Origin of the sequence: Marinobacter sp. M1C (assembly GCF_023314135.1) — a bacterium.
Classification (GTDB): Bacteria; Pseudomonadota; Gammaproteobacteria; order Pseudomonadales; family Oleiphilaceae; genus Marinobacter.
Window position 1 is genome coordinate 472624 of record NZ_CP092289.1, and the last position, 25923, is coordinate 498546.

Below are 25923 nucleotides of genomic sequence, written 5' to 3' on the forward strand. Positions count from 1 at the left end.
ATTTAAACTTTCAGAAGATGTCTTCCGAATAAAATAAGGCTTTATTGAAATCATTAGTTTTTAATATAAAATATGGCTTTTAAGCTATTCGAGAATTTTGGTAAGTCAGAATCACTTGAATTAAAGAAGAGTGTATGGGTTTACAGTTTTAACGACCAGTTTTGCTGGCGTTGGATAATAAGCACAAAAACATCAACGAGAGATTCTACGCATATGAAATTAAAGACGTTTTCACGTATCGCCTTGGTTGCTGCTTTGCCGCTCGCCATGGCTGCCGTACAGGCTCAGGCTAAAGAAATGGCAATTGCCACTATTTTGCCCGAAAACATGAGCAACAACTCTGTCTATCCCGCGTTGGTGCGCTTCAAGGATCTGGTCGAGACGCGCACGGACGGTGAGATAACAGTTAGGATCTTCGGCAATAGCCAGCTGGGCTCGGAGGTCGACACCGCTAAGGAAGTTCAAGGCGGGCGCACTCTGCAGTCAACCATTATCACTACCGGCGCTATGTCGTCTTATTTTAGTGATTATCAGCTAATGACAGCACCCTTCGTGTTTGACAACTGGCGTCAGGCCTGGGCTTTTCTCGACGGTGACTGGTTTGCGGATTTTATGTCCAACACTGTTGAAGAAACCAATATGCGGTATTTGGGCACCTTCGATGACGGCGGCGGTTTTGTGGCCTTTACAAACAACGAACGTCTCATTAAGACGGTGGAAGACCTTAAAGGGCTTAATATCCGCACCGAGGAGAATCCCGGCCACGTTGCGATCATAAAGTCGCTGGGTGCGTCTGCCACGCCGTTGCCTTGGGGTGAAGTCATCACCGCACTTGAAACCGGTCTGGCTGATGGTCAGTTCAACGCGCCGGTGCTCAACACGACCTATAACTTCCACGAGGTGACCGATTACACCACCCTGACTGGCCACGTATACAACAGCGCTGCTTGGTTGATTAGTGAGGACTGGTACCAGGGGCTGACTGAGGAGCAAAAAGAAGCGATTGTTACCTCGGCGCGCGAAGCCATTGCGATAGGGCATGGCATGTCTGCAGCCTTGGCAACAGCAGGCTGGCAGGAGTCCTGCAAGACCTTCAAGGATTGCTACATCATGCCTACTAAGGAACGCGAGCGCATGGCTGATATTGCGCGTCCTGCCTGGAAGAGCTGGATCGTCGACGATTTTGGTATCGATGCTAAAAAGGTTGATGCTTTTTTGGCAGAGGTGAAGCGTGTTGGTGAAGAAGTGAAGTCGTCAGACATGGACAACTATGGTTCAGTTAAAACGGGTCAGTAGGGCTGGAGCATAAGCCTGGCCAGCAACGACTGACATTGCCCGCTCATCGATCGGCCGCCCGAATATTTCGGGTCGGTCGATGTTGTTTTTAAGGTGCATTAATGAAAATCCTTCTGCCTCTTCGCCGCCTGAGTGATTGGGTTAATCAGGCGGCGATTGTAGCCTGTGTAGCCTGCGTGCTTATCATGTTAGGCATCTCTTTCACGGCTTTTATTTATAAGCTAGCCACTGGCAGCAGCCTGAGCTGGACCTATTCATTAGCGAGACTTTTTCTACCCTGGATCGGCTTTCTTTCTATGACCATCTCATTGCGCTACGGCGAGCATGTGGCCATGACATTACTGGTTCGCAGTCTGCCCCGGGCGCTACTGACCCTTGCGGCTTCCACATGTCTGGTCATTATCGCCCTGTTTGGGATGCTGCTGCTTTGGTATGGCTGGTCCTACTTTGCGAGCGCAAACCAGGTTTACATGGTCTCTGACCAAATACAGATTTCTGCCAAGTTTACCACCGTCGTAGTGCCGATCAGTGGCGCCATCATTTTGCTGCACCTGGCACAGGGCTTTGCTCTACTCGAGCACTTCATCGATGACGACGAGCTGATCGATGAGCTTATCGGAACCCAAGATACGGAGATTCGCTCATGATATTCGCTATTGTTGCGTTTGTGGTGCTTTTGCTTATCGGCATGCCGGTGGCCGTGGTGATGGCTCTTTCCGGTTTGGCTGGCGGTTTTTCCATGGGTGGAGAACAGATGCTCAGCATCATTGCTGACCGCATGTTTGCCGGCGTTTCGGGCTTTATGCTTATTGCAGTGCCTTATTTCATCTTTACCGCTGAGCTGATGAATCAGGGCGGCTTGACCCAGAAGTTGATCGATTTCAACAATGCGCTTTTTGGCCGGGTGCGCGGAGCGCTGTCGCACGTCAATATTTCGGTGTCGGTATTCTTCGCAGGGCTAACCGGGGCGGCGATCACGGATACCGTGGCGATTGGTAAGATAATGATCCCCGAAATGAAAAGGCAGGGCTATGACGCCGAATATGCTGCGGCGATCACTGCCTGCTCCTCGATTATCGGGCCGATTATTCCGCCCAGCATAGTCATGGTGATCTATGCCACACTGCTGCGCGATATCTCGGTTATTGACCTATTTGCCGGCGGTATCATTCCCGGTCTTCTGATGGCTGTAGCGCTGCTTGCGGTGAGCTTTTTTCTGGCTTGGAAGCGCGGCTACCCCAAACAGGCGCCTACGCCGCTCAAGGCGGCAGGGCTGGCTTTTCTGGTGGCCTTGCCGGCTATGTTCGTGCCGGTGATCATTCTTGGCGGGATTCTGTCTGGGTTGACCACTATCACCGAGGCTTCGGGCTTTGCCGCTGTTTATGCCATCGTTATTGGCGTGGTGTTTTACCGCAACCTAACCTGGAAGAAAATCTGGGATGCACTGATAGTGACCGTGCGCTTCTCTGGCGTGGTGTTCTTCCTGTTGGCGACCTCGGCAGTGCTTGGCTGGTTTGTGACCCGCTCGGGCATAGCCCAGGATGCGGCGGGGCTCATCATCGGCTTCAGTGACTCGATGTTCATCCAGCTACTTCTGGTTTGCCTGCTGCTACTGCTGGTCGGTACCGTGATGGATGTGCTGCCGGCGCTTGTCGTTGTGGCGCCTGTGCTGGTGCCAGCAATGATTCAGCTGGGCGTGGATCCGTTGCACTTTGCGATTCTGATGATTGTGGTGCTCAATATTGCCAACGTTACGCCACCCGTGGGGATGACGCTAATGACGGCGGCCCGAATTGCCAACGTGCCCTTTGAGAGGGCGATCGTAGCCTCACTGCCGTTTTACTTCGCCTTCGCGGCGGTGATTCTGCTGCTGGTAGCATTTCCGGCACTTTCCACCTGGGTACCCTCGCTGCTCAAATAAAAGTTTGGCCTGAGGCTTCCTGGGGCTTAGCCATTGCTGTTAGCTGTGATTATGACGCTCTATTGTGACCAACGTCCGTGATCAATAGAGCGTTATTTAAAGGGCAATCGGTTGCTCGATGAAAAAGTTCGTAACGATTGTGCAGTGTTTGCTTTAGTGACATTAGCCCCAGATTAAGCGCCTGGCTATTCGGCTCGCCCTAACGGTATTGTCTGGGTGTTTTTGATCTCTCGCAGTGCAAAGTTGGAGTTAACCTGTGCAATACCCTGCAAGGTGAATATTTTTTCGTTCAGGAAGCGGTCATAGCTGGCCATATCCGGCACGATCACCCGCAACACGAAATCCGCATTACCGGTCACCGCGAAACACTGAAGCACTTCCGGATAGCTGCTCACCTGCCGCTCGATATCCGCCGTGCTGTCTATGGTGTGTCGTTGAAGTGACAGGTTGACCAGTACACACAATCCCTGGCCGATGCGCTCGGGTGCGAGCTGCGCGCTGTATCCCGTTATGATGCCTGTTTCCTCAAGCGATCGTACCCGCCGCCAGCAGGCTGCCGGTGATAGCCCGATCTGTTCTGCCAGTTGCTGGTTACTGATTCGTCCATCCTGTTGCAATATCGCAAGGATGCGCTGGTCGAGTTTGTCCAGTTCCACCTGTTTCATTTAGTAACACCTGGTTTTTATCAAAGAATCTTCGGTTCTATTTTCTTTTATCAAATAATGTTTCGCAAACCAAGATAATTCCTGCCCAATACGCAAGCACCTTTTGCGAACTTCCCTCTAGAATTCTGATCATAAAATCAACAAGAGGAGGGCTCCATGTCCACTGACATCTCTCAACCTGATATCGCTCAAGACCGTAACGCCGAGACGGGCAGCCCGCAGCTGGACAACTACACGCTTGAAGACCGCTACCTGCGTGACTCTGGCCGGGTATTCCTCACCGGAACCCAAGCGCTGGTTCGCATCCCTTTGATGCAGGCCGCGCTGGATCGCAAACTGGGGCTCAACACGGCCGGCATGGTAAGTGGCTACCGGGGTTCACCTTTGGGTGCTTATGATATGGCTCTTTGGCAAGCTCAAAAACATCTTGATGAAAACCGCATCGATTTCGTACCTGCAATTAATGAGGACCTTGCGGCGACCATCATGCTGGGTACCCAGCAGGTAGAGACCGATGATGACCGCACGGTGGATGGCGTGTTCGGGATCTGGTACGGGAAAGGGCCCGGAGTTGACCGCGCCGGGGATGCGCTAAAGCACGGCACCACCTACGGCAGCTCCCCCCACGGCGGCGTGCTGGTGATTGCAGGCGATGACCACGGCTGTGTGTCGTCCTCCATGCCACATCAGTCTGATGTAGCGTTCATGAGTTTCTTCATGCCCACGATCAACCCGGCCAACATTGCCGAGTATCTGGAGTTTGGCCTTTGGGGCATTGCGTTGTCGCGGTACAGCGGCTGCTGGGTTGGCTTCAAGGCAGTTTCGGAAACCGTTGAAAGTGCTGCGTCGGTGGAGCTGCCGCCGTTGCCGGAGTTTGTAACCCCGGACGATTTCACCCCGCCTGAAACCGGCCTGCATTACCGCTGGCCAGATCTGCCGGGGCCCCAACTGGAAACCCGCATTGAGCACAAGTTGGCGGCGGTGCAGGCGTTTGCCCGGGCCAACCCCATTGACCGTTGCCTGTTTGATAACGCTCAGGCGCGCTTTGGTATTGTTACCACCGGTAAAGGCCACCTGGATCTGCTGGAAGCGCTGGATCTGCTGGGTATTGACGAAGACAGGGCCCGTGAGATGGGGCTGGATATCTACAAAGTGGGTCTGGTCTGGCCGATCGAGCGCCGCGGCATTCTCAACTTTGTGCACAGCAAGGAAGAAGTGCTGGTTATCGAGGAAAAGCGGGGCATTATCGAAAGCCAGATCAAAGAGGCTATGTCGGAACCGGACCGCCCCGGCGAGGTGCTGATTACCGGTAAACAGGATGAACTGGGCCGCCCACTGATTCCTTATGTCGGTGAGTTAAGCCCCAAATTAGTCGCCGGTTTTCTGGCCGCCCGCCTTGGCCGCTTCTTCGGCAAGGATTACAGCGAGCGTCTGGCGGCTATAAACAGCATGAGCAACGCTCAGGATCCGGGTGGTGTAAAGCGCCTACCGTATTTCTGCTCGGGTTGCCCCCACAACACGTCTACCAAAGTGCCGGAGGGCAGCAAAGCGCTGGCTGGGATTGGCTGTCACTTTATGGCGTCCTGGATGGGCCGTAACACGGAATCGCTGATCCAGATGGGCGGCGAAGGGGTTAACTGGGTTGGTAAGAGCCGTTATATCGGCAATCCCCATATATTCCAGAACCTGGGTGAGGGCACCTATTTTCATTCCGGGTCTATGGCTATTCGCCAGGCGGTTGCGGCCGGCATCAATATTACCTACAAGATTCTGTTTAACGATGCGGTGGCCATGACCGGCGGCCAGCCTGTAGACGGTCAGATTACTGTGCCGATGATTGCGCAGCAGGTTACCGCCGAGGGCGTGCGGCGGGTTGTGGTGCTCAGTGATGAGCCGGAAAAGTACGACGGTAAAAAACACCTTTTTCCGGACGCCGTAACCTTTCACGACCGCACAGAGCTGGACAAGGTGCAAAGAGAGCTGCGAGATATTTCCGGTTGTACTGTGCTTATTTACGACCAAACCTGTGCGGCTGAGAAGCGCCGTCGACGCAAACGTAACCTGTATCCGGACCCCGCCAAACGGGCGTTTATCAACCATCACGTGTGTGAAGGTTGCGGCGACTGTTCGGTGCAGTCGAATTGTCTTTCCGTGGTGCCGCGCCAGACCGAGCTGGGCCGCAAGCGCAAGATTGACCAGTCGTCCTGCAATAAGGACTTTTCCTGCGTGAATGGTTTTTGCCCGAGTTTTGTGACCATCGAGGGTGGTCAGCTGCGCAAATCCCGCGGTATGGACACCGGCTCTGTGCTTATCGGCAAACTGACAAATATCCCTGAGCCGGTTTTGCCGGAGCTTACGGGCTCGTACGATTTGTTGGTGGGTGGTGTGGGTGGCACGGGCGTTGTGACCGTGGGCCAGCTCATCACTATGGCCGCGCATCTTGAAGGCCGAGGCACCTCGGTGCTGGACTTCACCGGCTTCGCGCAGAAGGGTGGCACGGTACTGAGTTATGTCCGCATGGCGCCGTCTCCGGACAAACTGCACCAGGTGCGTATCAGTAACGGCCAGGCCGATGCGGTGATTGCCTGTGATCTGGTGGTTGCCTCCTCCCAGAAAGCGCTGAGCGTTCTCAGGTCCAATCACACCCGTGTGGTGGCCAACGAAGCCGAGCTGCCTACTGCGGATTACGTGCTTTTCCGGGATGCGGACATGCAGGCAGACAAACGCCTGGATCTGATCCGTAACGCGGTAGGTGATGACAATTTCGCACAGCTGGATGCCAATGGCATTGCAGAGAAACTGCTGGGCGACACGGTGTTTTCCAATGTGATGATGCTGGGCTTCGCCTGGCAGCGCGGCTTGTTGCCGCTGTCACAAGCCGCGCTGATGAAAGCCATTGAGCTGAATGGCGTTGCCATTGAACGTAACAAGGAAGCCTTTGGCTGGGGTCGTGTGGCCGCGACGGACGTGAACGTTATCACAGATCTGCTGAACACCGGCGAGTCACGGGTAGATGAGGTAAAACCGGAGCAGGGACTGGATGAGCTGATCAACATTCGCCACAAACACTTGGTGAACTATCAGAACCGTCGTTGGGCCGATCGTTATACGGACATGGTAAAGCAGGTGCGCGAAGCTGAAGAACGTTTGGGCGAGACTAACCAGTTACTGACCCGTGCCGTAGCCCAGCAGTTGTACCGGTTTATGGCGTTCAAGGATGAATACGAAGTGGCCCGTTTGTTTGCGGAAACCGACTTCATGAAGGAAGTGAATAACACCTTTGAGGGCGACTTCAAGGTTCACTTCCATCTGGCTCCGCCGATCATGAACCGCGGCACAGATGCCCAGGGCCGGCCGAAGAAACGCCAGTTCGGACCCTGGATGTTCCAGGCGTTCAAGTTGCTGGCGAAGTTCCGGATACTGCGCGGCACGGCTATCGATCCGTTCAGCTATTCCGCCGACCGAAAGATGGATCGGGCGCAGCTGAAAGATTACCAGCAACTTGTGGTACGGATTGTCAGTGAGCTGGGGGCCAGCAATTACGATACCTTCCTGCAACTGGCGGAGCTGGCCGGTGAAGTACGGGGCTACGGCCCGGTGCGCGAACAGGCTGCAGAAGCCGTGCAAGAAAAACAGACGCAGCTGATCAAAGCTCTGGATACCGGCCGCCCGACACTGATTCGAACCAGTCAGGCCGACAGTAAGGAGGCAGACCATGTTTGAGTCGCTGAAGCAGTTACCTCAGGATCCGATTTTGCAGCTGATGCAGATGTTTCGCGATGATATCCGGCCCGACAAGGTCGATCTGGGTGTCGGAGTTTACAAGGATGACGCAGGCTGCGTGCGTTATCTGGCGGGCCAGGTACCGGAAATGGTGATTGCTGCTTCCTGTTCCAAGAACGTCGGCTTGTATCGGGAACGCACACACCGGAACAGGTTTGCCAGTTACGGGAAGAGCACGGCATCTACATGCTGGAAAGCAGCCGAGTAAACGTAGCAGGCCTGAATAATCAGGTGTTGCCAAGAGTTATCAACTCGATTCGCAGAGTTATGCAGTAACTTATTAACCCAATAACAACAAGTAATCAGAACCTCTTTCCCAGAGGCTTTAAATAATGACGATCTGACAAATTTTTGTGACCCGGTCACTGGCCTTTGGTCGGATGGGCGGAGGGATCTTATTTGGTGCCCTGTTCTTTGCATTGCTGCTGCTGGCGGCGGCGGTGATTTGCAACCCAGTTGTCCAAATACCTGCTGCTAAAGCGATTTTTGAGTTATTCAACTTGCCTTAAGGACAGCTCATCCGCTTTAGGCTGGAGCGTTTCGCGCAAGAGGTCGATGAACAGGCGCACCTTGGCGGACAGGTTCAACCGCTCTGGATAGACCGCATAGATGCCCGCCTCATGAGTCTTTTCGGGCAATACCACCTGCAATCGTCCTGTACGCACATGGCGCGCGATATCCCACTCCGAACGCAGCATGATACCGTGGCCTTCCAGTACCCAACTCACGGCGATTTCCCCGTCATTCGTGGATAGCTGGCCGGTGGCACGGACGTGCTCACCGTCATCGAAGCGCCAGATGTCATAGGCCTTGCGTTCCTGGCGCAGGATGATGCATTGGTGTTGGGTAAGGTCCTCAAGCCGCGTCGGCGTCCCGTGCTTTCGCAAGTAGGAAGGCGCGGCGACCAGTACCCGTTGGTTGGGCAGGAGCCGTGTCACAATCAGGCGGGAAGACGATGGCATGCCAAAACGTATGTTCAGGTCGTAGCCTTCCTCGACCATGTTCGCCGGCGCATCCGATAGCTCCAGTTGTACCTGAACTTCCGGATTCGTGCGGGCAAAACGGGATATGGCCGGAGCAATATATTCGCGGCCAAACTGGAAGGTAGCATTCACCCTTAACAGTCCCTGCGGCTCGGCGCTGGCTCGCGATAGCGACTGTTCCGTTTCCTTGATCCGGCCAATGATGTCGTGTGAGGCCAAAAGAAAGACTTCGCCATCGCTGGTGAGGCTCAACCGCCGCGTTGTGCGGTTCAGCAGGCGCACGCCGAGACGATTTTCGAGGCGGGTGAGTCGTCGGCTGACGGCTGAGGCGGTGAGGCCCAACTCCAGGGCCGCATGGGACAGATTGAGGCGGCGAGCAACACAGACAAAGAACTGCATATCACCGTCGCTGCTCATTGGCGTCATCTCTCTTATAAACTGTTCCCAAAAATCAATAATGTTTTGTTATTTGTGAAATTACAATCATAAAAAAAATGAATTACTGTGTTAGTGCTTCGGGATTTTGACCCGTGGCGCTGGCGCACCGTGTCAAATGCGGTGCGATCAGGGGGGCGAGAGATTGCGGCACTCGTGAACTGGCGAGCGGCCTCCACTGGCAAATCTCCTCTCTTCATAAAGGCCTAAATGGCATGACCCATGCCAGGCAAAATAAAATCTGGGAGGAACAGATGTCTATCAAAAAAAACCTAATAGCTACAAGTCTCGCGCTCATGGTGGCTGTGCCCGCTTTGGCACAATCCGATTTCCCAACCAAACCGATCACCTACATTATTCCCTTCAACGCCGGGGGGGAGTCTGATCTCTCCGCGCGATTCCAGCAGGCAGAGTGGAGGGAGCACACTGGAGAGGACGTGATCATCCAGTATCAGTCCGGCGCGGGTGGTGCGCAGGCTTGGTCGCAGTTGAACTCGATCCCGGGTGATGGCTATACCATTATGGGCATTAACCTGCCCCACACGGTTCTGCAACCCATGGAAGGTTCTGTAGGCTACAAGACTGATGAGCTGACCCCGGTCAACTACTTCCACTACACGCCAAACGCGATCTTCGTCACCAAGGACAGCGAGTACAAGACCCTCCAGGATCTGATCGACTACGCCAAAAAGAACCCGGGGGCTGTGACCCTTGCGGGGTCCGGTGCCAAGTCGGCAAATAATCTGGGGCAGTTGCAGTTTGATGAGCTTGCGGGGGTGAAGACGACCTACATACCGTTCTCCGGTACTGGGCCTTCAGTCACGGCCGTACTGGGCAGCCAGACCACTGCCGGCTTCAATTATGCTACCTCGGGAGCTAACCAAGGTGATGCTATGCGCATGCTGGCGGTTGCATCCGAAAAGCGTTTGCCTGCCTTCCCGGACGTTCCGACGTTCAAGGAGCTCGGTTTGGACATCGTGGGCGGTGCCTATCGTGGGGTGGCGGTGCCGGATTCAGCTTCCGAAGAAATGCGTCAGAAAATTTCGGATATTGTGACCGAGATTAATCAGGACCCTGACTTTATCAAGAAAATGGAGGACGGCGGTTTTGTACTGACCGACATTGGCTATGAGCAGATGCCGGAATTCATGAAAAAGATGAAGGCTGAATACGCCAAGAGCGCTGCAGCGCTTGGTATCGGCAACTAAGGAGCAGTCGTATGGAACTGCTTGGCTACTTTCTCGATGCATTGACGCCGTTTAATCTCATGCTCGCACTGATTGGTGTGATTCTCGGCACGGTGATTGGGGCGCTACCGGGGCTCTCGGCCACGATGGCGGTAGCCGTGCTGGTTCCGTTCACATTTACCATGGATCCCGCCTCCGGTTTGATCGCGCTTGGCGCGATTTATACCGGGGCAATCTACGGCGGGGCCTTCGCGGCTATTCTTGTTAATACGCCCGGAACTCCCTCGGCTATTGCGACGACATTTGACGGCTATCCTATGGCCCGTAAGGGTGATGGAGGGCTGGCGATAACATTGGCGAACCTGGCATCGGTCTTCGGTGGTCTGGTCGGCGCAATCGCGCTATTGCTACTTGCGCCGCCGCTGGCCAAGGTCGCATTGGTTTTCGGCCCGCCCGAATATTTCTGGCTGGCTGTTTTCGGGCTTACTCTGATTTCCGCGCTCTCTGTCGGCAACACACTCAAGGGGCTCATAGGGGCCTGTCTCGGGCTGATGTTGTCGATGGTGGGTGTTGCCGTCGTCGGTGGCGATGTGCGCTATACCTTCGACGTTCAAGCGTTTCTGGGCGGGATCGACATCACCTCGGCACTGATTGGTCTCTACTGCGTACCGGTTATCCTCGACCTGGTTTCAACTCGTGCCGCTCACCTGAAAGTCAACGCCGACGTCGCTAAAGGCGGCCTGCGGTTGCGCGAAGCGATGGGTATCGCCTGGCGTTCAAAATTCAACGTTGTCCGGTCGTCAGTTATCGGCACGGTCGTTGGCATCCTCCCTGGCGCCGGTGGCTCGATTGCCGGGTTGGTGTCCTATACCGAGGCGAGGCGTTCATCCAAAAACAGCGCGAATTTCGGCAAGGGTGAGCCGGATGGCGTGATTGCCACCGAGGCGGCGAACAATGCCACCGTGGGTGGCGGCTTTATTCCGACGCTGGTTCTGGGTATTCCTGGCACACCGCCGGATGCCATTATCCTGGGTGCCTTATTAGTTCAGGGCATCAAGATCGGGCCGAGGCTTTTCAATGACGAAGCCCAGGTTGTGTATACCTTCATCTTCGGGCTGTTGATCGCCACCGTATTGATGTTGCCCACAGGGTTGCTGATTGGGCGGTATGCGTACAAATCAGTGGTGTCGTTTCCGAAATCGCTGCTGGTACCCACCGTTGCTTTCATGACGGTCGTGGGTTCTTTCGCCATTCATTCCAACATCCAGGATACCCAAATGATGTTTGGTCTTGGTGTGATGGCTTGGGTGCTCAACCGCTACGGGTTCGCCCCGTCTCCGATCGTTCTTGGGCTGGTGTTGGGTCAGATCGCCGAACAGGGCTTCGTGCAGAGTTACCTGATTGGCAATGCCACCGGTAATATCAGCGGCATGTTCTTCGGTCGGCCAATCAGTATAGGCATTATCTTTGCTGCCATCCTGACACTGGGCTATCCGTTCTTTACCGAATGGCGTGCCCGCAAACGCGAGGTGCAGCCTTTGACCGAGCGAGCGATGGATGCGGAGGCACACCCGGCGAATCTCCAGCCGAAGTCAGCCACCCCAGACGCACCCAGAGGCCCCGATGCGGGCACGATCCTGCTTGCCGTCGTGTTTGCTGCGCTCGGTATCATGTCCTACGTGGCTACCGACGCCATGTCACCCATGGGCGCCGTATTTCCCGCCACCATCTCAGTTTTGCTGGTGGTGTTCTCCATCGGCCTGGTTATTTTCGCACTCCTGCGAAAGGGGAGCCCGTCGGATAAGGGCGACCCTGCAGCATCGACCACGCGCCGGATACTGCTCACCATTATTTTCGGTTTGTGGGTATTCCTCATTCCTGTGCTTGGATTTTTTGTCGCGGGGCTGGCTGCATTCGGCTCGATGATGGTGCTTGCCGAACACGAGCGTCGCCCGGCAAAGACTTGGTTGATACGCGCGATCACCGCCGTTGCGGTGGTGGCTGGCTTCTGGTGGATGATGGCTGACGTGCTGTTGTTACGGATGCCGATGGGACTATTTTTCTAAGGAAACTGATGATGAAAACTTACAAGATTGCGGCCATCCCGGGTGATGGTATTGGCATTGAAGTGATTGATGCTGGCCTGCGTGCACTAACAGCGCTGGCCGAAAGCGATGGCGGATTCAAGCTGGATGTGACGAACTTCGACTGGGGTAGCGATCGCTACAAACGGGAAGGCACGTTCATGCCCGCAGACGGTGCTGACCAACTCAAGGCCTTTGATGCCATTCTGTTTGGCGCGGTGGGCGCGCCGGACGTGCCCGATCACCTCACACTATGGGGGCTGAGGCTGGCAATCTGCCAGCCGCTCGATCAGTACGCCAACGTTCGGCCTACGCGGATACTGCCTGGCATAAAGAGCCCACTTGAAGGCGTGGGCCCCGGCGATCTGGACTGGGTCATTGTCCGCGAGAACTCTGAAGGTGAATACGCCGGCCAGGGCGGGCGCAGTCATCGGGGGCAATCCCATGAGACGGCTACCGAGGTGTCAATATTCACAAGAGTTGGGGTCGAGCGAATCATGCGCTATGCCTTCAAACTGGCTCAGTCCCGGCCGCGCAAGTTGCTGACGGTCGTCACTAAATCCAACGCGCAGCGCTACGGCATGGTGCTTTGGGATGAAGTGGCCGCGGAAGTCGCCGGCGACTATCCGGACGTGAAATGGGACAAGATGCTGGTAGATGCCATGACAGTGCGGATGACGATGAAGCCAAAATCCATCGACACGGTGGTCGCCACCAACTTGCATGCTGACATCCTTTCGGATTTGGCTGCGGCGTTGGCGGGCTCGATTGGTATTGCCCCAACCGCGAACTTCAATCCTGAAGGCGTGACGCCGTCCATGTTCGAACCCATTCATGGGTCTGCCTTCGACATTACCGGGCAGGGCATCGCCAATCCGGTGGGCACTTTTTGGAGCGCATCAATGATGCTCGAGCATCTGGGTGAGACTGCCGCGGCCAGGCGCATGATGAATGCTGTTGAAATGGTGACGGCCGATCGGGACCTGCATACACCCGACCTGGGTGGCAGCGCCACAACCGATCAGATAACCGAGGCGGTGATTGCCGCGATCCGCAACAACTAAGGAGACTAAGATGTCAGGCAGTACGATGAAAATTGCGGTGATTCCCGGCGACGGAATCGGCAAAGAAGTCATGCCCGAAGGAGTGCGGGTGCTGAAAGCCGCCGCCTTGAAATACGGATTTGACATGGTGTTTACCGACTTCGAATTCTCATCCTGTGAATACTACCAAACCCACGGCAAGATGCTTCCGGATGACTGGAAGCATCAGATTGCAGGGCACGATGCGATTTTTTTTGGCGCGGTAGGGTGGCCCGATACGGTACCGGACCACGTTTCGCTGTGGGGTTCGTTGATCCAGTTCCGGCGTGAATTTGACCAATACGTGAGTTTGCGCCCTGCGCGTCTCATGCCCGGGGTGCCATCGCCACTGGCTGGCCGCAAACCCGGCGACATCGACATGATGATCGTGCGCGAGAATACCGAGGGAGAATATTCTTCGATAGGCGGCAAAATGTTTCCCGGTACTGATCGCGAAATCGTGATGCAGGAAACGGTGATGACCCGTACGGGTGTAGACCGGATTCTGCGATATGCGTTCGACCTTGCAGAACGGCGCAGCGGTCGGTTGACGTCAGCCACCAAATCGAACGGAATATCCATCACGATGCCCTATTGGGACGAGCGAGTGGCCGAAATGGCAAAGGCCTATCCCGCTGTCAGTGTTGATAAATACCACATCGATATTCTTACGGCGTTATTTGTTTTGCACCCCGATCGCTTCGATGTTGTGGTCGCCTCGAACCTGTTCGGTGACATTCTGTCGGATCTTGGCCCTGCTTGCACCGGTACGATTGGCATCGCACCCTCTGGAAACATCAACCCCGAGCGCAAGTTCCCGTCCTTGTTCGAACCGGTCCACGGATCAGCACCGGACATTGCTGGGCAAGGAATCGCCAATCCGGTCGGGCAGATCTGGGCAGGGGCGATGATGCTAGACCACCTTGGTCATCCCGAGGCTGCAGCTGACATCGTCCGTGCGATTGAGAAAGTACTGGCCGAGCCGGGAATGCGTACTCGCGATTTGGGTGGCACCGCCGGGACGACAGACTGCGGTAAGTCAATTGCTAACGCGCTGAACTGAGGAAGAAAGCGATGCGGATTACAGATATACGCGAAAAAACGGTCTCAATTGCGTCACCAATGGCCAATGCTTATATCGACTTCTCCAAGATGACCTGTTCCGTTGTAGCGGTCGTCACGGATGTGGTTCGGGACGGTAAGCCGGTCATCGGATACGGGTTTAATTCCAATGGTCGCTATGGTCAGGGTGCACTGATGCGAGACCGCTTCATTGCTCGTGTGCTGGAGGCGGATCCCGCGACTCTGGTTGACGAGGCCAACGACAACCTCGATCCTTTCGCCATCTGGCAAGCGCTCATGACGAATGAAAAACCAGGCGGGCATGGCGAACGTTCCGTCGCGGTGGGCACCATCGACATGGCGGTCTGGGACGCGGTTGCCAAGATTGCAGGGGTACCGCTGTATAAACTGTTGGCGGATCGGTATCGCGGCGGTGTGCACGATGAGAAAGTCTGGGTGTATGCAGCGGGTGGCTATTATTATCCTGGTAAAGACCACGCTAAACTCCAGGACGAGGTACGTAGCTATCTGGATCGGGGCTACAACGTCGTCAAGATGAAAATCGGCGGTGCCTCGCTGCAGGAGGATCTTGCCAGGATCGAGGCCGTGATCGACGTGGTCGGTGATGGCAGCAGATTAGCGGTTGATGCCAATGGGCGCTTCGATCTCGAGACTTCCATCGCTTATGCAGAGGCACTGAGGCCCTACAAGCTATTCTGGTATGAAGAAGCGGGTGATCCACTCGACTATGCACTGCAGGCCGAACTGGCAGCGCATTACGACCTTCCAATGGCCACCGGCGAAAATCTGTTCTCCCACCAGGATGCGCGCAATCTATTACGTTACGGCGGAATGAGGCCCGACAGAGACTGGCTGCAATTCGATTGCGCCTTGTCGTATGGGCTTGTGGAATACCTGCGTACGCTGGACGTTATGAAATCCATGGGCTGGTCATCACGCAGGGTGGTGCCGCATGGTGGTCATCAGATGTCGCTGAATATCGCCGCCGGGTTACACTTGGGCGGCAATGAGAGCTACCCTGATGTGTTCCAGCCTTTTGGCGGTTTTGCGGATGAAATTGACGTGATCGATGGTTACGTTGGGCTGCCGGATATCCCCGGTGTGGGCTACGAGGCAAAGTCGTCGCTCTATGAGCTGATGAAAACGCTCACCGACTGATCGGACATTGTTCGCCGTTTGCCGACGATCTTTTATTGTAGCAGGCGCAGATTCTGATGGCGCTCGCACTTTAGCGATCGTGAGCAGATTCAGGGCAAAGCAGCCCCAAAAGTTGTGGCTGCTTCTCCAGGTATTATGGCGACTCAGTTCGTTCGGAACAGCTGTGTTTCGCGATCTTTGAAGGCCTTGAACTCCAGGGCATTGCCGGAAGGATCGTAGAAAAACATGGTGGCCTGCTCACCCGGCTCACCTTTGAACCGTATGTAAGGTTCAATTTCGAAAGCGACCCCATGGTCGCGAAGTTTTGCGGCCAGCTTATTCCATGCATCCATTTCCAGCACCACCCCAAAATGTGGAACTGGCACACCGTGACCGTCTACCGGATTTTTATGGTTGTCTGCGGGCCTCTCTTTCAACGCAGAGTTGAGATGGCAGACAAACTGATGACCATACAGGTTGAAGTCGACCCAGCTGTCGGAGGATCGGCCTTCAGGGCAGCTCAGAAACTCGCCATAGAATTGTCTGGCTTCATCGATATCGCGAACCTGAATGGCGAGATGGAATGGATCTTGTACGGCCATAATGCGTGCCTCTTTAAATAGTTATGAAACGAACAACTGAACCTGGCAGCACCGGCTTCTACGATGCAACCTGAGTTGTGAATTCGAAAGCACCGTCCAGGCTAAAATGCAGCGTCGCACCACGGGGCAGAATGCCAACGCCTGCCGGCGTCCCGGTCAGGATAACGTCGCCTGGCTCCAGCGTGAAGTGGCGGCTCATTTCTACCAGCAGCTGCGGTACCGAAAACAGCATGTCTGAAGCTTTGCCGATCTGGCGCAGTTCTTCGTTGATCGACAGGCTAAAACTCAATGAGTCCCAGTTTGGTACGTCTCTCACTTTTACAAAGGAAGAGAGAGGGCAGGCCCCATCAAAACCTTTGGCAATCTCCCACGGATGCCCTTTTCCTTTTAGCTTTGCCTGAACATCGCGCAGGGTCAGATCAAGCGCCAGTCCAAGCCCGACCACAGCACCCTCCGCCTGCTCTGTTGTAGCATTACTCAGCGGCTCACCAATCAACAGTGCAAGTTCCGTTTCATAGTGCACTTCACCGCGAATAGCCGGCGCGGTAATTGTATCTTCCAGGCGCACAGCGGCTGTTGCTGGTTTGATGAACAGAATGGGTTCAGTGGGCACCGGATTGTTTAGCTCTTTGGCATGCTCAGCGTAGTTTCGTCCGACGCAAACAATTTTGCCGAGCGACTGTCCAAAGTGTGAGTTATCGAGAAAGCGAGGGGTAAAAGTCATAGCGATAAAATACCGATTCAAGTGGAACGATGCACCAGACGTCTCTGTAATATGAGAACAAGGCGAGCACACTTCCGTGCTTAAGGATTGTCAGGGTAGATGCGTCAGCTTCTTAACCAGCTGGCTGGCTATCAGTTAAACCGTTTTCGATACAAATCAATGTAAATCTTTTTTGAGGGCAGAATGTGATCGCGACAAAGTGCGCAAAGCCTGGGGCGATCCTGCTGCTTGATGGCATCGATCATCGCCTGGTGATCGTCTCTGGCCCGCATGCGACTTTTGGTGTCCGTAATGGCGATAAAGCGAATGCCATGAGCCTTTTGGGCGAATTCGTTAATAGTCTCGGACAGTAAAGCGTTCCCGGTAAGGGAAAACAAGGCGTGGTGAAAGGCAATATTTAAACGAAATACACCACGCAGATCCTGATGTTCGACCGCGTCAGTGTAGCGGCGGTGTATGTCCTCAAGTTCTTCGATCATTTTGGGCGGAGCCGGCAACGGAATGGCTGATGCGCCTGCCAGTTCGAGAATTTCACGCATGGCGTACAGATCCTCGACTTCTTTGGGGGAATAGGCTCTGACGAACGCCCCCCGGTTTTTGATGCGCTCTATCAGGCCGATACCTTCGAGCTGGAACAATGCTTGACGGACAATGTGGCGTTTGCAGTCAAAACGCTCGGTCAGATCTTCCTCGACCAATCGTTCTTTGGGATGAAGGCGCCCCAATACAATGTCTTCTTCTACAGCAGCGACGATGTCATCAACACCGAGCGGTAATTTTTGTAGTTCATGTTCGTGTGTCTGCAGTGCTGTCATGGCTACGTATCCGCTCAGCGTTCTGGTGACTATTGACGCTATGGTTGGAAATTGGCGTAAAAATTTACAGATCTGACGCTTGTGAGTGTAACAATTTTTGCCAATATCATGCATCCCGACTCATCGTGGGACTTTGGACGTTTGAGGTGGGCGGCTGAAACGGAAATCACACCCTTCTTCGGCTTGCAGTATCTGCTCCAGAAACATCTTTCTGTAACCAAGTACGTTCTCTTCAGGCGTTTCACAGGGTGTTTCCTGGCGGCGCTTGTCGAGTTCTTGATCACTAACCTTTAAAGCGATAACCCGGTTTTCGACATCCAGCTCAATCAGGTCGCCATCACGGACCAACGCAAGAGGCCCGTTGTGGGCAGCTTCTGGTGAAACATGCAGCACGATAGTGCCAGAGGCGGTGCCACTCATGCGGCCATCAGATATACGCACCATGTCCTTGACTCCCTGTGTTGCGAGCTTCTTCGGGATTGGAATCAGTCCCGCTTCAGGCATGCCCGGTGCGCCCTTGGGGCCTATGTTCTGCAACACCAGAACGTCATTGGCATGAACGTCAAGATCCGGATCGTCAATCCGGTTGACCAAGTCCTCCATCGATGTAAACACCACAGCGCGCCCGGTGTGTTTCATCAGCCGAACTGAAGCCGCTGACTGCTTGATGATAGCGCCATTGGGTGCCAGGTTGCCTTTCAGCACCGCTATGCCGCCCTGACCAAAGATCGGATTTTCACGCGGGCGGACAACGTTCTGATTCAAAATGACAGGCACCGAATCGATATTTTCACCCAGAGTGCGCTTGTTGATGGTTATGACATCAGTATGCAGCAGCGGGCGGATTTCACGCAGCAGTGCGGCCAAGCCCCCTGCATGGTGAAGATCTTCCATGTAATAGTCACCAGACGGCTTGAGATCAATCAACACCGGTGTCTCACGACTCATCCGGTCAAACGCCGCGAGATCGATGTCGATCCCTAAACGACCCGCTATTGCGGTCAGGTGAATCAGGGCATTGGTCGAGCCGCCCAGTGCGAGCAGGACCCGCAAGGCATTCTCGAAGGCTGCCTCGGTCATGATGGATTCTGGCGTTATCTTCTCCAGAGCGATGCGAACCGCTTCGGTGCCGGTTTGTTCGGCAAATCTCAGGCGGTCAGCAAACACGGCTGGCGCAGTGGCGCTGCCAGGCAGCATCATGCCGAGCGCTTCTGCCAGACAGGCCATGGTGCTGGCGGTGCCCATTACAGAGCAAGTGCCTACGGTGGGCACAAGCTTGTCGTTCACTTCGGCAATTTCCTGGTCGTCAATTTCCTGACCCCGATACGAGGCCCAGAAACGCCGACAATCGGTACAGGCCCCTACGCGTGTGCCACGGTGCGAGCCGGCCAGCATCGGGCCGGTGACTAACTGAATGGCCGGGGTGCCAGCACTGGCTGCAGCCATAAGCTGGGCAGGTACTGTCTTGTCACAGCCCCCTATCAGTACGACTGCATCCATAGGCTGAGCCCGAATCATCTCTTCGGTATCCATGGCCATGAGATTGCGCAGATACATGCTTGTAGGATGCGAGAAGGACTCGTGAAGCGAGATGGTCGGGAACTCGATTGGTAAGCCACCGGCAAGCATGACACCGCGCTTCACACTTTCTATCAGTCCGGGAACATTGCCATGGCAGGCGTTGTAGCCACTGTAGGTATTGGCAATGCCAATGATCGGTCGCGACAGTGCGTCGTCGCTATACCCCATACCCTTGATAAAGGCCTTGCGCAGAAAAAGGGAAAACCCCTCATCACCATAATTCGTCAAACGGGTGGACATGCCTTGTTTGGAACCGTCGCGGCTCATGAGATTCTCCTGACTGAGCGTCCTGTTGGAGCGCCTAGTAATTGCTTGTTGTTTGTAGTTTCAGGCCGCAGTATGACTGTTAACAATATTATTGACAATCTTGTTGGAAAAGAAATACTCTCCATGGGTACACAACAAATACAACAATGAAGAAGGGTATCAAGATGAAACTTCTCAGCGCATCTATCCTGGCTTTGGCAGTTGCCACCGCCCCAATTGCCGCTAATGCCGAGTATTCCGCAGGCGATGAAATTACAGTCTTGCAGGGCTTTAAAGCGGGCGGGGGTAGCGACGCTCTTGCCCAGCTGACCCAACCCTTTCTGACCAAGTTGCTCGGTGTCGACATGGTCAACCAGTATATTCCCGGCGCAACCGGTGCTATTGCCTGGACACGCCTGGCGAAGCAATCAAAGCAAGATGGCGGCACGATCAGCATCACCAATACCCCTATGCTGATGACCAACTACATCATGAACGACGCGATTACCTACTCGATTGATGAGCTCACGCCGATAGCCAATGTCGTCACTGACCCAGGCATTATCGTCGTGCCCGGCGACAGCCCTTTCAAAACCGTTGAAGATTTGTTCGCGGCTGCCAAGAAAAGCCCTGGCAGGGTAACCGTCGGCAACTCTGGTGTTGGAGGTGACGATTTCTTTTCCGCCATCCTTGTTGAACAGGCTGCTGATGTGAAATTTCAGAGTGTGCCTTTCCAGGGCGATGGTCCCTCAGCTACCGCAGCTATGGGTGGCAAGATCGACGCCAGTTTCAATAATTTAGGCAACGTTTATGGCCACATTGTGGCCGGAAACTTGAGAGCTCTTGCGATATTCACCAAAGAGCGTGTTGATTTTTTGCCTGACGTACCGACGCTCGTGGAAAAAGACATCAACGTGGTAGCTGGTTCCTCGCGCGGCTACAGCGCGCCTGCTGGTATCCCTGAAAAAGCCCGCGAAGAACTGATAGCTGCATTTGAATCTCTCAAAGAGAATGAAGAGTTCAAGGCCATCGCAAAGGAGCGGGCGCTTGTTCTCGATATCGTCACTGGTGATGACTATCTTCAGATGATGAAAAGCATGGAAACTGATTACAAGAAAATCTGGAAAGAGATCAAAAGCGACACTGCCAAATAGGTCTGATGTCCAGCTCTTTCTCAGAAATTGGACGAGGTAACGTAATGAACACGAGCCGTTTGGTTTTGGGGATTTTTGGCGTAGGCATCGCGGTGGTTTTTGCTATCGACTCCACGGGATATCCTGATCAGGCGGCTCAGATGCCTCTCATATACTCGATGGCGGTAGCGTTGCTGTCATTGGGTATAGTGGTTCAGGAGCTGGTCAGTTTACGCCGCCATCGTACTGTGGCTGTAGAGTCCAATGACGCCCATTTAAATGATGATGCCAGTGATGATAAGAGCGATGCACCGAGTCGCTTTGGGGCCGTCTTCATCACATTTGTGCTGGCCATCATCTATGCCGTAATCATCAATTCCGCTGGCTATTTACTCTCTACGGTAGCTTTTATGCTGGCTGCGCTGTGGGTAACCCGTACGGTTTCGATCGTATTTTCGCTCATAGGTATCGCCGCGGTGGTGGCCGTCATCTGCATCGTTTTTATTGCCTTTCTTGGGCTCCCCATACCTCTTCTCCCGACGTTTTTCTGACAACTACTTTTGATGCCTGAATGGGGTTGATTGATCATGGATACTTCTCTGATCCTTGTGGGACTGGTTAATGTCATCACATTGACGAATATCTCGCTGATTCTTGGCGGGACATTACTGGGCCTTTTCGTTGGTGCTATGCCTGGCCTGTCTGCAACCATGGCATTGGCATTGTTGCTACCGCTCACTTACAACATGGACCCGGCGTCGGGCCTTAGCATGCTTGCGGCGCTCTACGTTGGCGCATCCTATGGTGGCTCGATCTCGGCTATTTTGCTGCGAACTCCGGGCACCCCGTCAGCAGCCGCGACAGTGCTGGATGGCTATCCGCTGTCGCAGCAGGGTCAAGCAGGCAGGGCGTTGGGGGTTTCGCTGTTTGCGTCCTTCGTCGGGGGCCTTATGAGCGGATTGGCGCTGTTGACGGCGGCGCCGCTGCTAGGCGTTGTCGTGCTTGAGTTCGGTCCGGTGGAAATGTTCGCAATTGCGGTGCTGGGTATCACCATTATCGGCTCGCTTGCCCAGGGTTCGATGATCACTGGGCTACTGTCTGGTGCTTTGGGTTTACTGGTGAGCACCGTGGGAATGGATTTTCTCACCGGGACACCACGCATGACCTTTGGTCAGATCAACCTGTTTTCCGGGATTGAATTCGTGGTGGCGTTGATTGGACTGTTCTCCATTCCACAAGCGCTGAGGTTGATCGAGAAATCCAATGGGGCCGCGAAGATCGCCAGCAAAATAACCGATCGCTTGATCCCGAGTTTTCGTGAACTCAAGCAATTGATGCCCAATATTTTACGGTCCGGATGTATCGGCATCATTGTGGGTGTGATTCCCGGAACTGGCGGCGATACAGCGAGCTGGTTTGCCTACAACGAGGCCAAACGGTTTGCCAAAGATAAGAGCCGTTTTGGCAAGGGCGACATTGCTGGGGTTGCGGCGCCGGAGTCCGCCAATAACGCGGTAGTCGGCGGCGCGCTGATTCCCACTATTGCGCTGGGTATTCCCGGTAGTTCTTCCACGGCTATTCTGCTCGGGGCATTGATGGTGCAGGGCATTCTGCCGGGCCCCAATCTGCTGACCGACTACGGTGATGTGACCTATACACTGATCTGGGCGGTCATCTTCGCCAATGTTGGCTTGTTACTGGTTGGATTGATGTTCACCAAGGCATGCGTCAGCGTGACCAAAGTACCTGATGCATTCGTCGCTTGTACCATCATCACGCTGTGCATTATTGGCTCCTTCGCCATCAACAACAGCATCTTTGATGTTGGTCTGATGCTCGGTTTTGGACTCTTCGGTTACTGGCTTAGTAAAGCCGGCGTTTCGCCAGCACCGATGGTGATTGGTTTGATCCTGGGACCGGTGATGGAAAACAGTTTCCATCAGTCGATGTTGATCGGCAATCACAGCTTTGCGGTCTTCCTGGATAGCCCAATTGCCATCGTGCTTTTGTGCATCGCTGTCCTGTCGGTTTTTCAGGCTACCCCCTTGTTCGGTTGGCTCAAAACGTTACGCCGTCAGCGACCTGCAAAAAACTGAGCACCAAAAACAACTTTAAGGAGAAACGTCATGACACGTATTACTGAGATTCGGGCGATAACTGTGAATGTTCCGCTTATTAATCCAACCAGCTTCTCGAATCGCCAAGTGCTCAAACGCGATTATGCGTTGGTCGAGGTGACGGGTGACGACGGAGTGAAAGGCATTGGCTTTTGCTACGGCGGAAACAACGCAGGTGCGTTAGTCACTCAAGCCGTGAGGGATCTGTTGCGCCCGATTTTGATCGGAGAGGATACCCACAGGGTCGAAGGACTCTGGCAGGAGATGTATCAGGAGTCGCTTCTGCACGGGCGCACTGGTTCTGTCATGCGGGCAATTAGCATCATCGACATGGCTCTATGGGACCGCAATGCGCGGGCTGCCAATCTGCCACTCTATAAGTTTCTCGGTGCTACCGAAACCGACAGCGTGCCGGCCTACGCCAGCGGCGGTTACTACCTTGAGGGCAAAACGCCGGAAAAACTGGCGGATGAAATGAAAGGCTATGTGGCGAAGGGCTTCAAGGCCGTCAAAATAAAGGTCGGCCGTGAAGACTTGGCCGGAGAAGAAGCACGTCTGGCAGCGGTTCGTGAGGCCGTGGGCTCGGATGTGTTGGTTATGCTGGATGCCAACAACGCATGGTCTGACCTGCCATCGGCGCTCCGATTTATGCGTATGGCTGAACAGTATTCACCGTACTGGATCGAGGAGCCGTTCAGCCCGGATGATATCGATAACCATCGTCGTCTTGCTGCGCGCACGCCGGTACCCGTTGCAACCGGCGAAATAGAGGCTGGGCGCTGGCGTTTCAAGGAACTGCTCGATAAAGAGGCAGCCATGATTTTGCAGACCGATGCAGCCGTGTGTGGCGGCATTACCGAGTTCCGACGCATCGCGGCGACCGCAGCCAGTTACGGTGTCGAAATCTTTCCCCATTGGTTTCACGACCTGCATATTCATCTGGTGGCATCTACGCCAAACGCCTCGATGGTGGAGTTTTTCGCCGATGACGAAGTGCTGAATTTCCGCAAACTCATCGACACCCAACTCGAATTCGTTGGTGGGCGCCTCAAGCTGCCCCAGACGCCGGGTCTGGGCTTCGGGTTCGATGAAGATGTCTTGGCACGTTATGCAATTGATTCATGGAGATGAGTATGTCCATGTCACAAGGAAACGTATGGTCACCCGTGATTACCCCTTTCGGCAGTGATCTCAGCCCGGATGTCGAGCGCCTGGTGAGTCATTGTCGCTGGTTAATATCTCAGGGGGTCGGTCTGGCGGTGTTTGGTACCAATTCGGAGGCAAATTCGCTGACCGTAGTCGAGAAGGTGGAGTTGCTGGAGGCGCTGGTGGCCGCCGGCATCCCTGCCGATCGGCTCATGCCGGGCACCGGAAGTTGCTCAATAGGTGATACGGTGACACTGTCCCGTCGTGCTGTGGAGCTAGGCTGTGCTGGCGTGTTGATGCTGCCGCCCTTCTACTACAAGGGCGTCTCGGACGAAGGCCTGTTTCGCTACTATTCTGAGGTGATTGAACGCATCGACGATGCTCGATTGCGCGTTTACCTCTATCACATTCCGCCTGTTGCTCAGGTTTCAATTAGTCTGCCGCTGGTAGAGCGCCTCATCAAGGCCTACCCGAGCACCGTTGTTGGCATCAAAGACAGTTCCGGTGACTGGTCGAATACTCAGGCATTAATTGATAAATTTTCTGAACAAGGCTTTCATGTCTACGCAGGGAGTGAACGTTTTTTACTCGCGACATTAAGAGCGGGCGGCGCTGGCTGCATCAGTGCTACGGCTAACGTCAATCCTGAGGCAATAGCCAGGTTGGGAAAAACGTGGCAGCAGCCTGATGCGGATGAACAACAAGCCAGTCTTAACCGTGTTCGCGCTGTGTTCGAACAGTTCCAGATGATTCCCGCCCTTAAGGCGGCAACGGGTCATTATAGCGGCGAAAAAGATTGGCTTAGAACCCGGCCGCCTTTAGTCGAGCTTCGTGCCGATAAGAGTAGAGAACTCTTTTCTCTATTGGACGCGGAGCATTTTGCGATGCCCGATCTGCGGTCCACAGGGGTTTAGTATATGAAACAACGCGTTGTTGTAGTGCGTCGTATGGACGAAGATCACTTGGCGCGTTTACGCCAACTGTTCCATGTGAATTATTTCGACACTCTGGGGCCAGACAATCAGCAGGACTATATCCGGGCTATGCGCAGCGCCCATGGCCTGATAGGTGGAAAACTCGTCATCAATAAAGAGATTCTGGATGAGGCGCCTCATCTGAAAGTAATTTCAACCATTTCCGTAGGCTATGACAATCTTCCGCTGGATGAACTTACGCGACGCGGAATACTGCTGTGCAATACTCCCGATGTGCTGACGGAAACAACGGCCGACACCGGATTTGCGCTGATCATGTCGACCGCTCGTCGTGTGGTGGAGTTGGCCGAGCTCGTTAAGCTGGGCAACTGGGTGGAGCATATCGACAAACCGCTGTATGGTCTTGATGTGCACAGTAAAGTGCTGGGCATTATTGGTATGGGGCGCATAGGTGCCGCCGTTGCCAGGCGTGGTGCACTCGGTTTTGGTATGCGCGTGCTTTATTCCAATTCATCGCCTAAACCAGCCCTTGAAAAAGAGCTCGGCGCCCTGCGTTGCGACATGGACGAACTCTTGGCCCAGTCGGATTTCGTTTGTATCACCGTGCCGTTGACGGCTGAAACTCATCACATGATTGGCGCCGACGCGTTTTTGAGGATGAAGTCCTCGTCGATCCTGATCAATATTGCTCGAGGTAAGGTGGTTGATGAGGCTGCTTTGATCGCTGCGCTCAACGAAGGCCAGATTGGTGGCGCTGGTCTCGATGTATTTGAAGAAGAGCCGGTGTCCGCTGACTCTCCGCTCCTGCAGATGCCGAATGTTGTTGCCTTGCCTCATATTGGCTCAGCTACTCACGAAACCCGTGCGGCGATGGCCAAACTCGCCGTTGAGAACCTGATTCTGGCGTTACAAGGTAAATCACCGAGGAATGCGGTCAATGAGCAGGTTCTGTTGGCCAAGTAACATCA

The 25923-nt window shown here is 54.3% G+C and carries 22 protein-coding genes; 16 read left to right on the plus strand and 6 right to left on the minus strand.

Features of this window, described 5'->3' with window-relative positions:
• Window positions 1-213 precede the first annotated feature (213 nt).
• The 3 genes from dctP (at window position 214) to MIH19_RS02180 (ending at window position 3217) form a co-directional block, all read left to right on the plus strand.
• Window positions 214-1296, plus strand: a complete 1083-nt coding sequence (gene dctP, locus MIH19_RS02170) for a TRAP transporter substrate-binding protein DctP (protein ID WP_249007357.1) — start codon at window positions 214-216, stop codon at window positions 1294-1296.
• A 101-nt stretch (window positions 1297-1397) separates the two neighbouring features.
• Window positions 1398-1943, plus strand: a complete 546-nt coding sequence (locus tag MIH19_RS02175; RefSeq protein WP_249007358.1) for a TRAP transporter small permease subunit — start codon at window positions 1398-1400, stop codon at window positions 1941-1943.
• A complete protein-coding gene (locus MIH19_RS02180) occupies window positions 1940-3217 on the plus strand; it encodes a TRAP transporter large permease (RefSeq protein WP_249007359.1) in 1278 nt (425 codons plus the stop codon). Before MIH19_RS02175 ends, MIH19_RS02180 begins: the two co-directional genes overlap by 4 nt.
• A 185-nt stretch (window positions 3218-3402) precedes the next feature.
• Here the strand turns inward: MIH19_RS02180 and MIH19_RS02185 are convergent, their stop codons facing one another.
• The gene (locus tag MIH19_RS02185) at window positions 3403-3882 is read right to left on the minus strand and encodes an Lrp/AsnC family transcriptional regulator (RefSeq protein WP_249007360.1); all 480 of its coding nucleotides are present in this window, start codon (window positions 3880-3882) and stop codon (window positions 3403-3405) included.
• A 156-nt stretch (window positions 3883-4038) separates the two neighbouring features.
• On the opposite strand from MIH19_RS02185, the gene MIH19_RS02190 reads away from it, so the two are divergent.
• Both MIH19_RS02190 and MIH19_RS02195 read left to right on the plus strand, forming a co-directional pair.
• On the plus strand, window positions 4039-7605 hold the full coding sequence (locus MIH19_RS02190; RefSeq protein ID WP_249007361.1) for an indolepyruvate ferredoxin oxidoreductase family protein: 3567 nt from the start codon (window positions 4039-4041) through the stop codon (window positions 7603-7605).
• Window positions 7598-7873: a hypothetical protein gene (locus tag MIH19_RS02195; RefSeq protein WP_249007362.1), complete on the plus strand. Its 276-nt coding sequence runs from the start codon at window positions 7598-7600 to the stop codon at window positions 7871-7873. The genes MIH19_RS02190 and MIH19_RS02195 overlap by 8 nt, the downstream gene beginning before the upstream one ends.
• A gap of 283 nt (window positions 7874-8156) precedes the next feature.
• Here the strand turns inward: MIH19_RS02195 and MIH19_RS02200 are convergent, their stop codons facing one another.
• Window positions 8157-9065: a LysR family transcriptional regulator gene (locus MIH19_RS02200; protein WP_249007363.1), complete on the minus strand. Its 909-nt coding sequence runs from the start codon at window positions 9063-9065 to the stop codon at window positions 8157-8159.
• A gap of 113 nt (window positions 9066-9178) precedes the next feature.
• On the opposite strand from MIH19_RS02200, the gene MIH19_RS02205 reads away from it, so the two are divergent.
• From MIH19_RS02205 to MIH19_RS02225, 5 genes are read left to right on the plus strand one after another with little or no spacing between them, the layout of a single operon-like run.
• The gene (locus tag MIH19_RS02205) at window positions 9179-10291 is read left to right on the plus strand and encodes a tripartite tricarboxylate transporter substrate binding protein (RefSeq protein WP_249007364.1); all 1113 of its coding nucleotides are present in this window, start codon (window positions 9179-9181) and stop codon (window positions 10289-10291) included.
• A gap of 11 nt (window positions 10292-10302) precedes the next feature.
• Window positions 10303-12336: a tripartite tricarboxylate transporter permease gene (locus MIH19_RS02210; protein WP_249007365.1), complete on the plus strand. Its 2034-nt coding sequence runs from the start codon at window positions 10303-10305 to the stop codon at window positions 12334-12336.
• 11 nt (window positions 12337-12347) lie between these two features.
• The gene (locus MIH19_RS02215) at window positions 12348-13418 is read left to right on the plus strand and encodes a tartrate dehydrogenase (RefSeq protein ID WP_283164115.1); all 1071 of its coding nucleotides are present in this window, start codon (window positions 12348-12350) and stop codon (window positions 13416-13418) included.
• Between the two features lie 10 nt (window positions 13419-13428).
• Window positions 13429-14499: a tartrate dehydrogenase gene (locus tag MIH19_RS02220; RefSeq protein ID WP_249007367.1), complete on the plus strand. Its 1071-nt coding sequence runs from the start codon at window positions 13429-13431 to the stop codon at window positions 14497-14499.
• A gap of 11 nt (window positions 14500-14510) precedes the next feature.
• Window positions 14511-15677 carry a mandelate racemase/muconate lactonizing enzyme family protein gene (locus tag MIH19_RS02225; protein WP_249007368.1) on the plus strand — a complete coding sequence of 389 codons (1167 nt, stop codon included), beginning with the start codon at window positions 14511-14513 and terminating at the stop codon, window positions 15675-15677.
• A 143-nt stretch (window positions 15678-15820) separates the two neighbouring features.
• Here the strand turns inward: MIH19_RS02225 and MIH19_RS02230 are convergent, their stop codons facing one another.
• The 4 genes from MIH19_RS02230 to MIH19_RS02245 all read right to left on the minus strand — a co-directional run bounded on the left by MIH19_RS02230 (window position 15821) and on the right by MIH19_RS02245 (window position 19645).
• Entirely contained in the window at window positions 15821-16258 is a 438-nt protein-coding gene (locus MIH19_RS02230; RefSeq protein WP_249007369.1) for a VOC family protein, read from the minus strand.
• A 58-nt stretch (window positions 16259-16316) separates the two neighbouring features.
• Window positions 16317-16982, minus strand: coding sequence for a fumarylacetoacetate hydrolase family protein (locus MIH19_RS02235; RefSeq protein ID WP_249007370.1), 666 nt, complete (start codon window positions 16980-16982; stop codon window positions 16317-16319).
• A 131-nt stretch (window positions 16983-17113) separates the two neighbouring features.
• Window positions 17114-17797, minus strand: a complete 684-nt coding sequence (locus MIH19_RS02240; protein ID WP_249007371.1) for a GntR family transcriptional regulator — start codon at window positions 17795-17797, stop codon at window positions 17114-17116.
• Window positions 17798-17917: 120 nt separating this feature from the next.
• Window positions 17918-19645: an IlvD/Edd family dehydratase gene (locus MIH19_RS02245; protein ID WP_249007372.1), complete on the minus strand. Its 1728-nt coding sequence runs from the start codon at window positions 19643-19645 to the stop codon at window positions 17918-17920.
• 164 nt (window positions 19646-19809) lie between these two features.
• Between MIH19_RS02245 and MIH19_RS02250 the strand changes: the two genes are divergently transcribed.
• Genes MIH19_RS02250 through MIH19_RS02275 form a run of 6 tightly spaced genes read left to right on the plus strand, consistent with a single transcriptional unit; the run spans window position 19810 to window position 25918 of the window.
• On the plus strand, window positions 19810-20778 hold the full coding sequence (locus MIH19_RS02250; protein WP_249007373.1) for a tripartite tricarboxylate transporter substrate binding protein: 969 nt from the start codon (window positions 19810-19812) through the stop codon (window positions 20776-20778).
• Window positions 20779-20822: 44 nt separating this feature from the next.
• The gene (locus MIH19_RS02255; protein WP_249007374.1) at window positions 20823-21308 is read left to right on the plus strand and encodes a tripartite tricarboxylate transporter TctB family protein; all 486 of its coding nucleotides are present in this window, start codon (window positions 20823-20825) and stop codon (window positions 21306-21308) included.
• Window positions 21309-21344: 36 nt separating this feature from the next.
• Window positions 21345-22853 (plus strand): tripartite tricarboxylate transporter permease, encoded by a 1509-nt coding sequence (locus MIH19_RS02260; RefSeq protein ID WP_249007375.1) that lies wholly within the window; start codon window positions 21345-21347, stop codon window positions 22851-22853.
• A gap of 30 nt (window positions 22854-22883) precedes the next feature.
• Window positions 22884-24005, plus strand: a complete 1122-nt coding sequence (locus MIH19_RS02265; RefSeq protein WP_249007376.1) for a mandelate racemase/muconate lactonizing enzyme family protein — start codon at window positions 22884-22886, stop codon at window positions 24003-24005.
• Between the two features lie 2 nt (window positions 24006-24007).
• Window positions 24008-24934 (plus strand): dihydrodipicolinate synthase family protein, encoded by a 927-nt coding sequence (locus MIH19_RS02270; RefSeq protein ID WP_249007377.1) that lies wholly within the window; start codon window positions 24008-24010, stop codon window positions 24932-24934.
• 3 nt (window positions 24935-24937) lie between these two features.
• Window positions 24938-25918, plus strand: coding sequence for a D-glycerate dehydrogenase (locus MIH19_RS02275; RefSeq protein WP_249007378.1), 981 nt, complete (start codon window positions 24938-24940; stop codon window positions 25916-25918).
• The last annotated feature ends 5 nt before the right edge of the window (window positions 25919-25923 follow it).